General features: G+C 66.4%; 13 protein-coding genes and 1 pseudogene. 10 read left to right on the top strand and 4 right to left on the bottom strand.

The window, feature by feature from the left end:
• Positions 1–27 precede the first annotated feature (27 nt).
• The 4 genes from ACFW3F_RS10995 (at position 28) to ACFW3F_RS10980 (ending at position 3,057) form a co-directional block, all read left to right on the top strand.
• A complete protein-coding gene (locus ACFW3F_RS10995; RefSeq protein ID WP_388057145.1) occupies positions 28–837 on the top strand; it encodes a DUF4190 domain-containing protein in 810 nt (269 codons plus the stop codon).
• 152 nt (positions 838–989) lie between these two features.
• Complete coding sequence (locus ACFW3F_RS10990; protein WP_388057143.1) at positions 990–1,976, top strand: DUF4190 domain-containing protein; 987 nt, start codon at positions 990–992, stop codon at positions 1,974–1,976.
• Positions 1,977–2,156: 180 nt separating this feature from the next.
• Positions 2,157–2,330: a 50S ribosomal protein L32 gene (rpmF, locus tag ACFW3F_RS10985; protein WP_004020060.1), complete on the top strand. Its 174-nt coding sequence runs from the start codon at positions 2,157–2,159 to the stop codon at positions 2,328–2,330.
• Between the two features lie 118 nt (positions 2,331–2,448).
• On the top strand, positions 2,449–3,057 hold the full coding sequence (locus ACFW3F_RS10980; RefSeq protein WP_388057141.1) for a trimeric intracellular cation channel family protein: 609 nt from the start codon (positions 2,449–2,451) through the stop codon (positions 3,055–3,057).
• 90 nt (positions 3,058–3,147) lie between these two features.
• Here ACFW3F_RS10980 and ACFW3F_RS10975 read toward each other — a convergent pair.
• A pseudogene (locus ACFW3F_RS10975) lies at positions 3,148–4,086 on the bottom strand (hypothetical protein).
• A gap of 137 nt (positions 4,087–4,223) precedes the next feature.
• On the bottom strand, positions 4,224–4,994 hold the full coding sequence (locus ACFW3F_RS10970) for an SDR family oxidoreductase (protein WP_388057139.1): 771 nt from the start codon (positions 4,992–4,994) through the stop codon (positions 4,224–4,226).
• Positions 4,995–5,184: 190 nt separating this feature from the next.
• Between ACFW3F_RS10970 and ACFW3F_RS10965 the strand changes: the two genes are divergently transcribed.
• From ACFW3F_RS10965 to ACFW3F_RS10940, 6 genes are all read left to right on the top strand, one after another.
• Positions 5,185–6,108, top strand: a complete 924-nt coding sequence (locus ACFW3F_RS10965; RefSeq protein ID WP_388057137.1) for a diiron oxygenase — start codon at positions 5,185–5,187, stop codon at positions 6,106–6,108.
• The gene (locus tag ACFW3F_RS10960) at positions 6,108–7,730 is read left to right on the top strand and encodes an FAD-dependent oxidoreductase (protein ID WP_388057135.1); all 1,623 of its coding nucleotides are present in this window, start codon (positions 6,108–6,110) and stop codon (positions 7,728–7,730) included. The genes ACFW3F_RS10965 and ACFW3F_RS10960 overlap by 1 nt, the downstream gene beginning before the upstream one ends.
• A gap of 82 nt (positions 7,731–7,812) precedes the next feature.
• Positions 7,813–8,166, top strand: a complete 354-nt coding sequence (locus tag ACFW3F_RS10955) for a DUF2834 domain-containing protein (RefSeq protein WP_388057133.1) — start codon at positions 7,813–7,815, stop codon at positions 8,164–8,166.
• Positions 8,167–8,276: 110 nt separating this feature from the next.
• Positions 8,277–8,624 (top strand): molybdopterin oxidoreductase, encoded by a 348-nt coding sequence (locus ACFW3F_RS10950; protein WP_388057131.1) that lies wholly within the window; start codon positions 8,277–8,279, stop codon positions 8,622–8,624.
• A 32-nt stretch (positions 8,625–8,656) separates the two neighbouring features.
• Positions 8,657–11,137: a nitrite reductase large subunit NirB gene (nirB, locus tag ACFW3F_RS10945; protein WP_388057129.1), complete on the top strand. Its 2,481-nt coding sequence runs from the start codon at positions 8,657–8,659 to the stop codon at positions 11,135–11,137.
• On the top strand, positions 11,134–11,457 hold the full coding sequence (locus ACFW3F_RS10940; RefSeq protein ID WP_388057128.1) for a Rieske (2Fe-2S) protein: 324 nt from the start codon (positions 11,134–11,136) through the stop codon (positions 11,455–11,457). Before nirB ends, ACFW3F_RS10940 begins: the two co-directional genes overlap by 4 nt.
• Before the next feature lie 327 nt (positions 11,458–11,784).
• Here the strand turns inward: ACFW3F_RS10940 and ACFW3F_RS10935 are convergent, their stop codons facing one another.
• Both ACFW3F_RS10935 and ACFW3F_RS10930 read right to left on the bottom strand, forming a co-directional pair.
• Entirely contained in the window at positions 11,785–12,090 is a 306-nt protein-coding gene (locus ACFW3F_RS10935) for a GIY-YIG nuclease family protein (protein WP_388057126.1), read from the bottom strand.
• 303 nt (positions 12,091–12,393) lie between these two features.
• Positions 12,394–16,509, bottom strand: coding sequence for a molybdopterin-dependent oxidoreductase (locus tag ACFW3F_RS10930; protein ID WP_388057235.1), 4,116 nt, complete (start codon positions 16,507–16,509; stop codon positions 12,394–12,396).
• Positions 16,510–16,589: the final 80 nt, after the last annotated feature.

The following is a 16,589-nucleotide window of genomic DNA, read 5'->3' as shown; positions in this document are numbered from 1 at the left end:
CGTGTCGGATCTACATGGGGGTTGTGCGTGAGTTATCCACCGGGACAGGGCTCGGGCCAGGGTCAGGACGACTGGGGAACGGTGCCTGGTTCAGGGTCGTCGGGTGGCTCGGGTCCCAATCTCAGCAAGGGTGACCAGGGTCGGGGCGGAGCCGCCCCGGAGTACGCGCCGACCGAATACGGTCAGACCTACCAGCCGGGCCCGTCGTCGGACCCGTACGGCCAGAACGCCTACGGTCAGAACGCCTACGGACAGAATCCCTACGGACAGAATCCCTACGGGCAGAATCCATCCGGCCAGAACGCGTACGGGCAGGACCAATACGGTCAGAGTCCGTACGGATCGCCCGCCGGCGATCAAGGGTACGGGGCTCCGGGTCAGGACCCTTATGCACAACCGCCGGGCGGGTCCTACGGCCAGTACAACGATCCTTACCAGGCAGGCCAGGCTCCGGCCTACGGGAGCGCCTACGGATCGCAGAATCCCTACGGTGCATCGCCCTACGGTGGCGGATACGGGTACGGGGCTCCGCAGAAGAGCACCAACGGCAAGGCGATCGCGGCACTCATCTGTGGCATCGTCGGCGTCGTCTCGCTGATTGCCTGCCTGTTCTTCTCGTTCTTCTTGTCGATACCGGTCGGCATCGCGGCCGTTGTGCTGGGTTTCATGGCGCGTCGCGACATCGAGCAGTCCGGTGGCACGCAGAGTGGGTCGGGGATGGGCTTGGCCGGGATCATCACCGGCTCGTTGGCCATCGTCGGTGGCGTGGTCTGGACTGTTCTGTTCATCGTCCTGATCGTGGTAGGCGACACGAGCTCGTCCACCTACTACTACTGAACGAATATCGGGCCGATTCGGGTCGTGATCACCGACTTCGGGCCCAGTTCGGAGCCCTTTCTCACTAGGCTGTGATCGTTGCACGGCCGGGTGTGCGTGCACACATCTCCCTCGCGATGTCCGCTGCGCGCACAGCATGTGAAAGGCACCTGATGACCACTCCGCCCGGGGGCAGCGATCCGACGGATCCGGCCCCGTCACCTCGACCACCTTCGGACGCCTCGGCAACCGACCCGTCGCCGTGGGAACCGACCCAGAAAGCCGCCGTCCCCGAGCCCGCACCGGACTCGGTGCCGGTGACCTCGACGCCGGGTGCCGGTCCCGACAACACGGAGATTCCGGAGTCGCACAGTCCGGCCGACGGTGTCACCCGCGTCATCCGTACCGGAGGACCGTCGAATCCCGCGTCTGCGCAACCGGTCTCGTCACCACCTGCGGCCGATGGTCCGGGCCCGAGCGGCCCGCCCCCGTCGGGGTACGACTCCACGCGGGTGATCTCGACGCGACCACCGTCGGGACCGCCACCGGGCCAGGCGCCTCCGCCTCCCCAGCAGGGTTACGGTCAGCAGGGTCCCGGGAGGCCGTCTGGCTACGGCCAGCCGCCGGGGTACGGCAGGCCGGACCACGGCGGCCCGCAACAGGGCTTGAACCAGCAACAGAGCTTCGGTCAACCCGGCCAGGGACGACCGGGGTACGGCCCGCCGCCGGGCTACGGGCAGCAGGCGTACGGTCAGCCCCCGCAGGGGCCGATCCCGGGACAACAACCCTCGCCGTTCCCCCCGTCCGGCCAACCCCAGTCCGGCCAACTCCAGTCCGGCGAATCCCGATCAGCCGACTCGGCCGATCCCCATTCCGAACCCGATCGGGGCGATGCAGGGGGTTCGTCGACCAATACGCTGGCCGTGGCCGCGCTCGTGGCCTCCCTGCTGGGTCTGCTGTGCAGCGGGATCGGCGGTCTCATCGGGCTGGTGCTCGGGATCGTCGCCCGCAAGCAGATCGCGGGGTCGGGTGGCAAACAGACCGGGGACGGCGTCGCGCTGACCGCGATCATCATCGGTGTGTTCATCCTGGTCGTATGGGTCGCATACTGGGTGGCCATCGCGTTGACCGACCTGCAGTCGCCCTGGAGCTACCTCTGAGAAACGGACGCCCGGAGATGGGTACGTCGACCATTTTGGAGCTGGACGTCCTCGGCAGGTAGTCTGGTCGGGTTGTGTGCCGCGGCCGCGTCGGGTCGAGAGGCGCACCGATGGGGCCGACCCAGTGATGCCTGGCGTCACCGGCGGCCACGCAGACCACAGTAGGAGAAGGGCTCAACCATGGCTGTACCGAAGCGCCGGATGTCGCGGGCGAACACCCGTAGCCGTCGTTCGCAGTGGAAGGCGGAAAACCCCGCACTGCAAGAAGAGAAGGTGAACGGCGTCCCCGTGCGGATTCCGCGTCGTCTGGTCAAGGCGGCTCGCGCCGGCCTCATCGACCTGGATCGTCGCTAGCCCCGTTCGGTCGCCGTTTCGGCACCGCACTGTCATACCGATGACCGCCCCCGGTTCGCCCGGGGGCGGTCATTCGTGTACCGCCCGACGTTCCCCGACCTGATCAAGAGGTGATCTCGTGCTACTCGACGTGCTCAACTTCGCGGGTATCGCGGTGTTCGCGGCGTCGGGGGCGATGCTCGGGGTTCGCAAGGACTTCGACATGTGGGGGATCGTCACCGTCGGCGTGCTCACGGGTGTCGGTGGTGGCGTCGTGCGCGATGTCCTGCTCGGGATCAACCCGCCCGCGTCGATCAACGGGTGGGGTCCGATCGTCACCGCGACCGTGGCCAGCCTTGTCGTCTTCTTCTTCCATCCGGCCTTCACCGCGCTGCACCGGTCGATTCTGGTGCTCGACGCATTCGGGATGGGGCTCTTCGCCGCGACGGGCGCGAGCATCGCACTCGACGTCGGGGCCAGTCCGTTCGCAGCGACGACCGTTGGTCTCCTCACCGCAGTGGGCGGTGGGGCGCTCCGCGATGTGATCTCCAACGAGGTCCCGCTCCTCCTCCAACCGTCCGACCTCTACGCCGTGCCCGCTGTACTCGGTGCCGCGATCGTCGGGGTCTGCGGCTCGTACACCTCGGCGCCGCACTGGATCTGGCTCGTCGTCGGCTCGGTGCTCGCGACCGGTCTGCGCCTCGTGAGTCTGCGGTTCGCGTTGCGACTCCCCACCGCGCGACGCTGACCCCCTGCACGCCCACTCCCCCCGCGACGCTTCACCTTCCTGCACACCCACCCCTTTTCCGCAAACCCACCCGGTCCGAGCGCGGTGGGTTTACGGAAAAGGGGTGGATGTGATGCCGCCGGATCGAAGCGCCTTCTTGATCTGCGCGTAGAAGCACGCCTTGTCGGCGAGGTCCTGCCATGTCCACCGCACGACGGTGTACCCCTGCGCGCGCAGCTTGTCCTCGCGCGCCTTCTCGTTGACCACCGTCTGCCAGGCGGGTTCGTTGCCCAGGCCGCCGCTGTACTTGATCATCCCGTCGAACTCGCCGATCACCCGGTTCGCCAGCAAGAAGTCGACGCGAGCGATGAACCTGCCGTGGTCGTCGTCGATCTCCACCTGTTGTCGCGGTACCGGTAGGTCGGGAAACTCGAGCATGATTGCACGACTGAGGGACTCGCCGACACCCTCCGACGACGCGTTCGCGTGCGCCAGCGCGCGGCGAAGCATCTCGACTCCCTTGAATCCCCGGCACGAGTCGAGGATCTGTCTCATCCGGTCTGGATCGGCGTCGCGTCGAAGCGCGGCATCGAGCACCGCGAGGGCCTGCCGGTTGGTTCCCAGTCGGGCGACATCGCAGGCCGTGCGCTCGATCGATGTCACCGTGACGCCGTCGATGACCTCGATGTCCTACGGCGTGACGGTGGCCTGATGTCTGACGATGTTCTTGGCCCGTTTCCCGACCTTCGGCGACGTCACATGGACCTGCGATACGTCGGGCCACAGCATCGGCAATCTGTGCATGGCAGCCGAGGAAGCGTGGCTGAAGATCCGACCGGGCCGTCCCGCCCGTGCCGCAGCGATGACGGTCAAGCGGTGTTTCTCGATGGCGTGGAGCTCGCCGACCGCGGTGAAATCGGCCATCGCTCCCGGCCAGAGTCGAGAGAGGGCCTTGCTGCTGACCATGCGCCGCAGCTGTTCGTCGCTGATGTGGGTGCCGACGGCTTCCCTGCGGAGGATCAGGCCGTGCGTGTCGGTGGGTAGGTCCATACGAATCAGACGCGCGGGACACCCCTTTTGGACCCACCGTCCGACAAACCCACCCCTTTTCCGTAAACCCACCCGGTCCGAGCATGGTGGGTTTGTGGAAAGGGGTGGGTTTGCGGGCCGGGGGGACTGCCCGAGGACTACTGGGCGATGTACTTGTTGACGGTCCGGTTGAGGAAGTTCGGGATGAACTTGGCGGCGTTCTGGAGGACGAGGGTCTGCGCGCCGACGGAGTAGCTGGTGCGATGCAGCAGCTTGTCCTGGCGGGTCGGATGCACCGACTCCCAGATCTTGTCCGCGACCTGCTCGGGCGTGATGCGGATGCCGAGGGTCTTGGTCGACTTCGCACCGCCGGTGGCCAGTGCGGTCTTGGCCCACAGCGGCCAGATGCTGACGACGCGGATGTCGTCGTGCTCCCACTCCAGCTCGAGCGCCTCGGTCAGGCCGGCGACGAAGAACTTGGTCGCGGAGTAGACGGCGATGCCGGGCTGGCCGTAGATGGCCGACGCCGATCCGATGTTCACCAGGTGCGCGCCCGGAGTCTTCTTCAGATACGGGTACGCGGCCTGGGCACCCAGGGCGACGCCGAGGGCGTCGATGTCGATCTGCCGCTTGATCTGATCCGGCGAGATGTGGTCGATCTGGCCTTCGTGCAGGATGCCGGCGTTGTTGTCGAGGACGTCGAGCGTGCCACCGGTGTGCGAGGTGAACTCGGCGAGGGCATCGGCCCACTGCTGCGGTTCGCGGACGTCGATGGTGCCGGTGACGAAGTCGGGATGGTCTGCCTTCACCTTCGCCAGCGCGTCCACGTCGACGTCGTAGACGCCGACCGTCCACCCTTCGCGGCCGAAACGCTCCGCGGTGGCGAGACCGATCCCGGCGGCGCCGCCGGTGATGAAGATGGAAGGCATGCGAACTCCTAGTCGATGAACGGAACAATTGGACGGCGATGACCTGCGACGATCGCGTTCGGTGCCGAACTTACCGGTGAGTATATTCGCCGATTCGTTTACTCGGTCACACGGCAGTGCTATCTTGACAACACGCATTGTCATTACATCGATCATTGTCACGATCGACGACGACCGGGAAGTGAGTGCCATGACCGCCGCGATGGAACGATCCGAGAATGTCATCAGTCTCCGTGACCAGGGGACCGAAGAGGTCTCGGCACGCTTGTTGGCATCGGCCGCCCGGCTGTCGCGCAACGCGATGACCGAGATCGACTGGTCCAAGCCGATGGATCCCACCAAGTACGGGTGCAGCCCGGAATGGTCGTCGCTCTACGGAACCGCGTACTGGGACGAGCTGACCGAAGAGCAGCGCATCTCGGTCACGCGCCACGAGTTCGCCTCGATCATGAACATCGGCATCTGGTTCGAGATGATCCTCCAGGAGATGGTCATCCGTGATCAGTACCTGGGCGACTACCACGGTTCCGAGTTCCAGTTCGCGCTCACCGAGGTCGCCGACGAGTGCCGGCACTCGATCATGTTCGCCAAGGCGTCGGAGAAGATGGTCGGCGCGTCCTACCATCCGTCGAAGAAGGTCTCGCGCCTCGGCAAGATCTTCATGCAGACCGCGAAGAACGAGGTCGCCTACGCCGGGATCCTCGTTGCCGAGGAAGTGCTCGACGTCTTCCAGCGTGGTTGCATGCGCGACGATCGGGTCCTCGACTTCATCCGCACCGTGAACGAGATCCACGTCCTCGAAGAATCGCGCCACATGAAGTTCGCGCGCGAAGAGGTTCGCGACTCCCTGGAGGGTGTGAGCTGGGCTAGACGCCAGTTCAGCGCGTTCGCGGTCTCGGTCGGTGCCTACTACATCGTCACGAGCCTGGTGCAGCCCAAGGCATTTGCCGACGCCGGGCTCGACGTCGACCGCGCCGTCCGCGAGATGCGCAGCAATTCACACTTTCACTCGATGATCCGCAGCAGCTGTGCCCACCTCATGGAGTTCCTCGACGAGGTCGGACTGCTCACCAAGCCCGCCATGCGGTACTACCGGAAAGCGCACATGCTCTGATGTTCGTCATCACCCAATCGTGTTGCAGCGATGCGGCATGCGTCGCCGTGTGCCCGGTCAACTGCATCCATCCGACACCCGAGGAGCGCGGCTTCGGCAGCTCCGACATCCTGCACATCGATCCCGAGGCGTGCATCGATTGCGGCGCATGCGCGGACGCGTGCCCGGTCGACGCGATCTATCCCGCGGACAAACTCGGCACTCGTGACAAGGTGTTCATCGACATCAACGCGGACTTCTACAAGACCAACCCGGATGTCCGTTCGGGCTGGGCGCCCATCGGTGACGACTCCGAGTCCTCCATCACCTATCCCGATGTTCCGAAACTCCCTGCGGGACTTCGGGTCGCGCTGGTCGGTACCGGTCCCTCGGGGGGATACGCACTGCGTACCCTGCTCGACCGCACCGAGGCGCGGGTCACCGTGATCGACAAGCTCCCGACGCCGGGTGGGCTCGTGCGCGCCGGCGTCGCTCCGGATCATCCGGGCACCAAGGGTGTGCTGCGCGGATTCGATCTGCTCTACCGCGACCCCCGCGTGACGATGCTGACCAATGTGGCGATCGGCGACGGTCCCGACCAGATCACGCCGGCCGAACTGGCCGAACACTTCGATGCCGTGTTCTACGCGGTCGGCGCGAGTGAGTCACGGCGACTGGGCATTCCGGGTGAGGACCTGCCGGGTTCGACGTCGGCCACCGATCTGGTGGCCTGGTACAACGGGGTGCCCGGCGTCGATGCCGGGCCGCCGCTACGCCGCGGGACCGCGGACGATCCGGCGATGGGCCGGGCGGTCGTCGTCGGTACCGGCAACGTCGCTCTCGACGTTGCGCGGATCCTGGTGTCACCGCCGGAGCTGTTGGCCACGACCGACATCGCCGACCGTGCGCTGGACCTGCTCGCCGAGCAGAACGTGCACGAAGTGGTGCTGCTGGGTCGTCGCGACCAGGCGTCCGCCGCTTACACCGCGGCCGAATACCGTGCCCTGTCGGAGATCCCGGGTGTCGAGGTCGAGGTGATCGACGATGTTGAGGCAGGTGCCGACCTCGCTCGGTTCCGAGTTCCGGCCGATCCGAACCGCCGTCGCATCGTGTTCCTCTTCCACAGCAGCCCCGAAGAGATCACCGGCGATTCGCAGGTCGAGTCGATCACGGTGCGTACGGGCGAGGGGCGTCACCATGTCGCCACCGACCTGGTGGTGCGTTCGATCGGCTACCGCTCCACCCCGATCCCCGGTCTCACCTTCGACGATGCGCGGGGCGTCTTCAGCAACGTCGACGGTCGACTGGTCGACGAGACGGGGGCGATCATCCCGGGTGGTTACGTGCTCGGCTGGGCCAAGCGCGGACCCAGCGGCGGGATCGGCGCCAACAAGATGTGCGCGACGCGGACCGTCGAGGATTTCCTCTCCGACGCCGCGACGGGTCGCCTGCGACGGACAGACCAGGAACCGGGCGCGTTCGGCGCGTTGGTACGCAAGCGCGTGCGGACGGTGATCGGCTACCGCGGAATGCGTGCCATCGACCGTCGCGAGCGGCGTCGGGGCCTCGAGCAGGGACGCCCACGGGTGAAGTTCACCCAGGTCGCCGACATGGTGGGCGCCGCCGGGTGGCGTCGGTCCTGACACCCGACGCCGGCGCGGAACTCGGCCTCGCCGGCGGGCATCCGTGGCACCATCGAGGTTCCAACTCGTCGAGGGAGGCGCGATGACCACCACCGATTCCGACCAGAAATGGCGCGAGCGATCACTCTTCGTGGTCTTCCTGGCTTCGTTGGTGACCCAGAACGCCATCGCGATTCCCTACGTCCGACGCAACGGCCCCGAGTCGGCGAAGGACTTCTTCGTGGGGGACATCCTGAAGACGACGCCGGGCCGGTTCGCAATGGTCGACCTGACCTTCGTCGTCATCGGATTCCACCTGTGGGCTTTCGCGGAGGCGCGCCGTCTGCGAATCCTGCCGTGGTGGGCGGCGTCGGTGGTGCTGACCTTCGGGGTGGGCATCGCCACGGCGATCCCGTTCTTCTTCCTCGCCCGGGAGCGTGCGCTGACACCGCGGTAAGACCTGGCCCGTCAGCGCTCTCCCCTCCGATTCCGGCCGGTGAGAACCAGACAACGCCGCCGTAACACCGAGGCAAGTCGCATTTCATGCGACTCCCGGATAGTGGCGACATGTCGAGCACTCCACGGTTTCTGCAGGGTGTCCATGCGTTCTCCGGGTCGGGTCTGTCGAAGCCGGGCCCGATCGACGCGTCGCTGACCTTCGTCGTTCCGCCGGGAATGACGGCTCAGCCGTTGTACTTTCGTGGCGGCAACAGCTCGGACGAACTCATCTGTGTGACCCTCGTGCGCGACGGCACCCCGATGCGGATGTTCCCCATGGGTGCGAAATCGTCGGTCAACGTGCCGTTGCGGGTCGTCGAGGACGTAGAACCCGACAGCACGCTCGAACTCCTGCTCGCCGCGCCCGAGGGCGCGAGCGGCGAGGTCGTCATCGACTTCGGGTTGGTCGTCTTCTGATGGGGGACGAGCGTACGAGCGACGCCCCCAGGGTGCCCAGGCGACGACTGGTCGTCGTCGGCAACGGTATGGCCGGCGCACGCACCGTGGAGGAGATCATCTCCCGGGGAGGACGGGATCAGTTCACCATCACCATGATCGGCGACGAGCCGTACGGCAACTACAACCGGATCATGCTCAGCCATGTGCTCGCCGGTGAGGCCGCGGTCGACGACGACGATCTGATGCTCAACCCGATGGCGTGGTACCGGGAGAACGACGTCACGCTGTACTCCGGCGACCGTGCCGAGTCGATCGACCGCTTCGCCAAGACGGTCACCTGTGCCAGCGGCCGCGTCATCGACTTCGACGTGCTCATCATCGCGACCGGATCGCACACGTTCTTCCCGAACATGGACGGATTGCGTGAGCCCGACGGCAAACTGGCGCGCGGGGTGTTCGGCTTTCGCACCATCGAGGACACGAACGGCATGCTGCAGATGGCCGCGTCGCGCGACGATGTACGCGCAGTGGTGATCGGTGGTGGTCTGCTGGGACTCGAAGCCGCCTACGGACTCCGTACCCAAGGCCTGGCCGTCGACGTCGTGCACTCTCCGGGACACCTGATGAACCAGCAACTCGACGAACGCGGCGGCAAGGTGTTGCGCAACCAGATCGAGGCGCTCGGCGTCGGCGTCCACACCGGGAAGCGGACGACAGCGGTGCTGCGCAACGACGACGAGACCGTCGCCGGAGTCGGCTTCACCGACGGGGATTCGCTGCCCGCCGACATGATCGTGGTGACGGCCGGCATCCGTCCCAACGTCGAGATCGCCCGTGGCGCTGGGCTGGTCGTGGAACGCGGCATCGTCGTCGACGACCAGATGCGTTGCGAGGACGAGGCCTTCATCTACGCGGTCGGGGAGTGTGCCCAGCACCGTAGCGAGGTGTACGGTCTCGTCGCGCCCCTCTGGGAGCAGGCGGTGGTGCTCGCCGATGTACTGACCGGCGCGAATCCCGATGCCGAATACCATGGCTCGCGATTGACCACCAAGCTCAAGGTCGCCGGTGTCGACGTCGCCGCCATGGGGGTCAAGGGGCCCGAACGCGAGGACGACGAGTTCGTCCAGTTCTACGAACCGCGCAACGGGGTCTACAAGAGTGTCGTGGTCCGCGACAACAAGCTCATCGGAGCGATGCTGCTGGGCGACATCTCCAAAGCCAACTTCCTCACGCAGGCTTTCGACGACAAGATCCCGCTGCCTGACGAGCGCATCTCGATGCTCTTCGACCTGGGCACACCCAGCGCCGAGACCGGGGCGGCCGAACTCGCCGACGACGTGCAGGTGTGCAACTGCAACGGGATCACCAAAGGCGACATCATGGCCTGCGTCGCGTCGGGGTGCACCAGTGTGGGCGACGTGTGTGCAAAGACCCGCGCCGGCAAGGGGTGTGGGTCCTGCAAGGGGCTCGTCGCCGACATCGTCGAACACGCCGCAGGCGATGCGCTCACCGCCGACGCGTCCGCCGACTGGTACGTCCCGGCCATCCCGCTGACGAAACCCGAACTCATCGACGCCATCCGCCGGCAGGATCTGCGATCGGTCAGTGAGGTGCTGACCAGACTCGCCCCGGAGGGTGAGGACGCGGCGGCCAAAATGCCGCTCGCGTCGCTGCTGCGGATCATCTGGGGTTCGGACTGGAAACGGGAACCCGGTGCCCTGTTCGTCAACGACCGCGTACACGCGAACATCCAGCGGGACGGCACGTTCTCGGTGGTGCCACAGATGAAGGGCGGGGTGACCTCGCCCGATCAGCTGCGCAAGATCGCCGACGTTGCCGAGAAGTACTCGATCCCGATGATCAAGGCGACTGGCGGACAACGACTGGACCTGCTCGGCGTGAAGAAGGAAGACCTCCCGAAGGTCTGGGAGGATCTCGGCATGCCGTCGGGCTACGCCTATGGCAAGAGTTTCCGGACTGTGAAAACCTGCGTCGGAACCGACTATTGCCGTTTCGGACTCGGCGATTCGACGCAGCTCGGCATCGACATCGAGACGCGCTACCAGGGTTTGGAGTCGCCGGCGAAACTCAAACTCGCGGTGACCGGGTGCCCACGCAACTGCGCGGAGGCGCTGTGCAAGGACTTCGGTGTCGTCGCGATCGGCGACGGCAAGTGGGAGATCTATGTCGGCGGTGCCGCCGGTGCGCACATCCGCAAGGGCGATCTCCTGGCGACGGTCGACTCGGCCGACGAGGTGATCCGGTTGTGCGGCATCTTCATCCAGTACTACCGCGAACAGGGCAAGTGGCTGGAGCGGACGTACGCCTTCGTCCCGCGCATCGGGATCGACGAACTCCGCGCGATCATCGTCGACGATCGCGACGGCCTGGTGGCGGGGTTGCAGGAGCGGATCGACGCCGCGGTCGAGGCCTACGTCGATCCCTGGCTCGATCGGGCCGAGCCCAAGTCGCCCGCGCAGTTCACCTCGGCGCTGCCGTTGCTGCCGCTGCCCCAGGTGCCGGTCCGATGACCAGTGTGTCGGTGGGGTCCGGCATCGTCGTCGGACTCATGGCGGACCTGCAGGTCGGCGAGAGTCGCGCATATGCGGTGCGAGACAGACAGATCGCGGTGTTCCGTCTGACCGACGGAACCCTGCGCGCCACCGATGCCGTCTGCCCGCACCGCGGGGGACCGCTGGCTGACGGTCAGTTCGACCTCGCCAAGGTCGTCTGTCCGCTGCATCAGTACGCCTTCGAACTGGCCGACGGTCGTTGCACCTCCGAGGGCGTCGGCTCCGTCGGCGTCTACCGGGTCGAGGACCGGGACGGGGAGATCGTCCTCTGGCTGTAGGGGACCATCGCTCCCTGAGGTGAGATCGACCTGGACACCGCCCTAATCCGAAAGAACCGCATAACCCCTGCTCCCTGAGGTGCGAGGAGCGCAAGCGACGAGCCTCGAAGGGCTCGGTGAGACAAGTTGCGGGACCCTTCGTGGCTCGCTTCGCTCGCACCTCAGGGATCAGGGAGGCTTTGGTGCCTACGGACGGACGCGAAGGCCGCAGACGCTGAGGTGTGAGGAGTTGGCGATCCAGCTTTTGGTCCCTGAGGTGTGAGGAGCGATAGCGACGAGCCACGAAGGGCTGGTGACTGATTCAACCAGCCTTGCACAACCAGATTGTCAAGCTTCGCCTCCGTCCTCGGTGCGCGGACGTCCGCCCCTGCGGCCGGCACGGGTACGAAGTAGATCGATGTCACCGTCGATCAATGCCTTCTTCTTCGCCCGAGACCATCCGTGGATCCGTCGCTCGATCGAGTAGGCGTCTTCGAGTGACAGCTCGGCTGACCACGCCAGCGTCACCGGCCCGCGACGAGCCGTGAAACCCACCTGTGCGGAGCTGTGTTGGCGTAGCCGGTTGTCCAGATTTCGTGTGCTTCCGACGTAATACGTACCGTCCGCGCACTCGAGGATGTACACCCATGCCATCGCTGCATCGTCGAGGATTCTGGAAGCCTGTGGCGCGTATATGCGGCCGCCTGTGGAGAGCTCGCGGCAGCTCCTGGCGCTTGTGGACTTCGAGTTGCGGTGCCCTTCGTGGCTCGTCGCTTGCGCTCCTCGCACCTCAGGGAGCAGGGGTTATGCGGTTCTTTCGGATTAGGGAGCAGGGGTTATGCGGTTCTTTCGGATTAGGGAGCATATGGAAGGGTTGGGCACTTCAGGGGCGGTAGGGAGGGTTGTGTGCCGTTCGCGGCTCCGGGCCTCCTCAGGGAGGGGTCGGACGCTCCGTGGTCAGTACACGTCTCGCACGTACCGCTTGTCGGCGGCGAGGGCCTTGACGTAGGACTCCGCGCTCGCGGGGGAGCGGCGACCGTACTGGGCGACAATGCCTTTCAGGGCTGCATCGACATCCTTCGCCATGTGGGTGGCGTCACCGCAGACGTAGACGTGGGCGCCGTCGTGCAGCCACTGGTAGAGCTCCTCGCCGTGCTCGCGCATCCGGTCCTGCACGTAGATCTTGCGGTCCTGGTCGCGGGAGAACGCTACGTCGAGGCGGGTGAGCAGACCGTCGCCGAGCATGGTCGTCAGCTCATCGCGGTAGTAGAAATCGGTGGCCGAGTACTGTTCGCCGAAGAACAGCCAGTTCTTGCCGTTGTGTCCCAACGCCTCACGTTCACGAAGGAACCCGCGGAACGGGGCGATGCCGGTGCCGGGGCCGATCATGATCATCGGGGTGTCGGGATCGGCCGGCGGCCGGAAGTGGCTCGTCGAGGTGACGAAGACACCGATCTCGTCGTCGGCGCGGTCGGCGAGGAAGGTCGAGCAGACACCACCGCGGGGCGTGCCATACAGGTTGTAGCGCACGGTCGAGACGGTCAGTTGGACTTCGTCGGGACTTTCCAGGGGGCTGGACGAGATCGAATACGACCGCGGGCCCATCGGTTTGAGGACCTGCATCCACTCCGCGACATCGGCGATGACCGGGTGGTCGGCCAGGAGATCCACCGACTGTCGTCCCCACGCCCAGTCGTTGAACTGCTGTTTGTTTCCGGGGGCGGTGAGAGTCTTGAGGTCGGCGGAGCCGGTACGGTCGGCCACGAAGCGGACGAGATCGGGTGTCACGCGCGCGAACTCGATCCGCTCGCGCAGGGCCGTCCGCAGCGTGAGGTCCTCGCCGCCCACGGTCACCGACGCGCCGGCGTCGAGGCCGGTGTGCTCGAGGAACTCCCCGACGAGTGACGGATCGTTGCGCGGCCACACCCCCAGGGCGTCGCCCGCCTGATAGGACAGCGTGCCCGTGGGGAGCCGGAACCCGAAGTTCCGCACGTCCTTCCGGGACCCCTCGGAGTTGAGCTTGACGTTCCGCACGAGTGAGGTGAGCAGTGGCTTTCTGCGCGAGTAGGCCGGGGCGGAACGCACCGACGGTGCTGCCGCCGAGTCGGCCGGTTCGCTGACCACCGTCACCCGATCGCCACTCACCCCGGAGGTGGGGGCCCGGTTGGGCATGCTGATCGCCCGGATGACCTCGGTCAGCCAGCCGCCTGCCGTTTCCTCGAAGTCGGGTTCGCAGTCGACGCGCTCGAGCAACCGCCGACCACCCAGTTCGCCGATTCGCGTGTCGAGTTTGCGTCCGTGTCCGCAGAAGTCGTCGTAGTTCGAGTCGCCCAGCGCGAGCACCGCGTAGTCGACGCCGGACAGGTCGGGTGCGTCGTCGGAGTTCAGTGCGTCCCAGAAGGAGGTGCCGTTGTCTGGTGGGTCGCCGTCACCGGTCGTCGACGTGACGAACAGGGCGGTGCCCGTCAGTTCGCCGACCTCGACGTCATCCATGGATCGGGCTTCGACCCGGAGACCACTGGCCTTCACGCGCTCGGCCGCCTCCACGGCGAGCTCTTCGGCGTTGCCCATCTGGGAGGCCCACAGCACGGTCACCGTGTCGGTGCCCGGCTCGGACGACGACGAATCGTCCCGCGGTGCAGCCGAATCGGGCGAGGGCGCGCCGCGGGAGTACAGACCGGCGAGTACGCCGGACACCCAGATCCGAAGATCTGAACTCAGCGGCGCATCGGCCGGAAGAACCGGGCAGGCCGAAGGGGACGCCCCGACACCGGCCACCAGGCCGGCGAGGTAGAGCCGCTCGGCAGATGTCATCGCCGGTGCCGCGACGCCCGAGACCCCCAGCGCAACCCCGAGTTCCGTCGAACCGGCGGCGGCGACCGGTGAGTCGTCGACGTCTGCGCGTGAGCCGGGCACCCGGATCAGGGTCACCGCGCACACCTTCAGCTCCGGCTGCAGCGACAGCGGGTCCACCGCGTCGGACGTGACGGCATTGATCGCGAGATGCTCACCGAAGACGTCGTTCCAGTGGAACGGCACGAAGCAGTTGCCGGGCCGCACGCGGTCGGAGATCCGGGCGGGCAACACCGCTCGGCCCCGCCGGGACGCGACCTCGACCTTGTCCGCGGCCGTGATGCTCAGCCGGGCGGCGTCGTCCGGATGTATCTCGACAAAGGGTTCCGGGTTCAGTTTGTTGAGCTTGGCCACCCGTCCGGTCTTGGTCATGGTGTGCCACTGGTGGGGCAGCCGGCCCGTGTTGAGCAGGAACGGGTAGTCGTCGTCGGGCATCTCGGCCGCGTCGAGGTGCGGGCGCGCGAAGAACTGCGCACGACGACCCGCGGTCGCGAACGCCAGCCGCGGCACCGATCCGTCGTCGAGGCGGTGCAGAGTCTGGCTGCGCCCGTCGTTGAGGTACCGGATCGGGTTGCGGGCACCGGTGTCCACCGGATCGGGTTCGCCGTCGGTAACCGGCGGGCACGGCCACTGCATCGGTGTGCGGCGAAGCCGGTCGTAGGTGACCCCGCGCAGGTCGTAACCGGTGTTCGGATTCGCGAACCGCTTGATCTCCTCGAACACCTCCTCGGCGCTCGAATAGTCGAAGGCGTCTGCATACCCCATCTCGCCGGCGATGCGCGCGATGATCTCCCAGTCCGGGATCGCCTGTCCGGGCGCGGTGAGCGCTGGTTCAAACAGGGTGAGGTTGCGTTCGGAATTGACCATCACGCCAGTCGATTCCGACCACAGCGTCGCGGGCAGCACGACATCGGCGTACTGGTTGGTCTCGGTCTCGACGAAGGTGTCCTGCGTGATCACGAGCTCGGCGCGTTCGAGTCCCTCGATGACGGTCTTGCGGTTGGCCACCGACGCAACGGGATTGGTGCAGATGATCCAGCAGGCCTTGATCTCGCCGTCGGCCATCCGCCGGAACATGTCGATGGTGCCGCCGCCGACGTCGGTACGCAGTGTGCCGGCCGGGATGCCCCAGACATCCTCGACGAACTCGCGATCCGCCGCGGACACCACGGCGCGCTGACCGGGCAATCCCGGACCCATGTAACCCATCTCGCGTCCGCCCATGGCGTTCGGCTGCCCGGTCAACGAGAACGGCCCGCTGCCGAGCCGGCAGATCGCACCCGTGGCGAGGTGAAGGTTGATGAGTGCGTTGGTGTTCCAGGTCCCGTGGGTGGACTGGTTGAGGCCCATCGTCCAGCAGCTCATCCAGTTGGGTGCGTTCCCGATGAGCTCGGCCGCGGCCCGCAGGTCCGACGCCGCGATCCCGGTGATCGATTCGACGACGTCCGGCGGGTACTGCGCGGCGAACTCGGGGATCTGATCGAACCCGTCGGTGAAGGAGTCGATGAAGTCCTGGTCGGTGTGGCCGTTCTCGATGAGCAGATGCAGCAACCCGTTGAGGAAGGCGAGGTCGGTCCCGGATCGGATCTGCAGGAACAGATCCGCCTTGTCGGCGGTTGCGGTGCGTCGCGGATCGACGACGATCAGCTTCGCCCCCGCCTTGACCCGGTCCATCATGCGCAGGAACAGGATCGGATGACAGTCGGCCATGTTGGCGCCGATGACGAGGAAGACGTCGGCATGGTCGAAGTCCTGATACGACCCGGGCGGTCCGTCGGACCCCAGGGACAGCTTGTATCCGGTCCCGGCGCTCGCCATGCAGAGCCGCGAGTTGGACTCGATCTGGTTGGTGCGCAGGAACCCCTTGGCGAGTTTGTTCGCCAGGTACTGCGCCTCCAGCGACATCTGGCCTGAGACATAGAGGGCCACGGCGTCGGGCCCGTGCTCGTCGACGATGCCGCGCAGGCGTCGTGCGGTGTCGGTCACGACGGCGTCGAGCTCGGCGGGGCGCAGCTGACCGCCGCGGTCGTCGCGGACCAGGGGAACCGACAGCCGGCCGCCGGCCGCGAGCATGTCCGCGGTGGTCGACCCCTTGGTGCACAGTCGCCCGAAGTTGGTGGGGTGATCGGACCGGCCGATCGTCTTGGTGACCCGGTCGGAGTCGTCGGCGAGCTTCATCTCCATGCCGCAGCCGACACCGCAGTAGGCGCACAGCGACATCACCGATCGGGACACGACAGCTCGAGTCGGCGCAGGGACGGTCACGGGTTCCAGCGTCGGAGGTCGATGTTTCGCGACCC

The sequence above is a fragment of the Gordonia sp. NPDC058843 genome, assembly GCF_042743165.1.
Classification (GTDB): Bacteria; Actinomycetota; Actinomycetes; order Mycobacteriales; family Mycobacteriaceae; genus Gordonia.
This window is presented reverse-complemented; position numbering and strand designations above follow the sequence as displayed.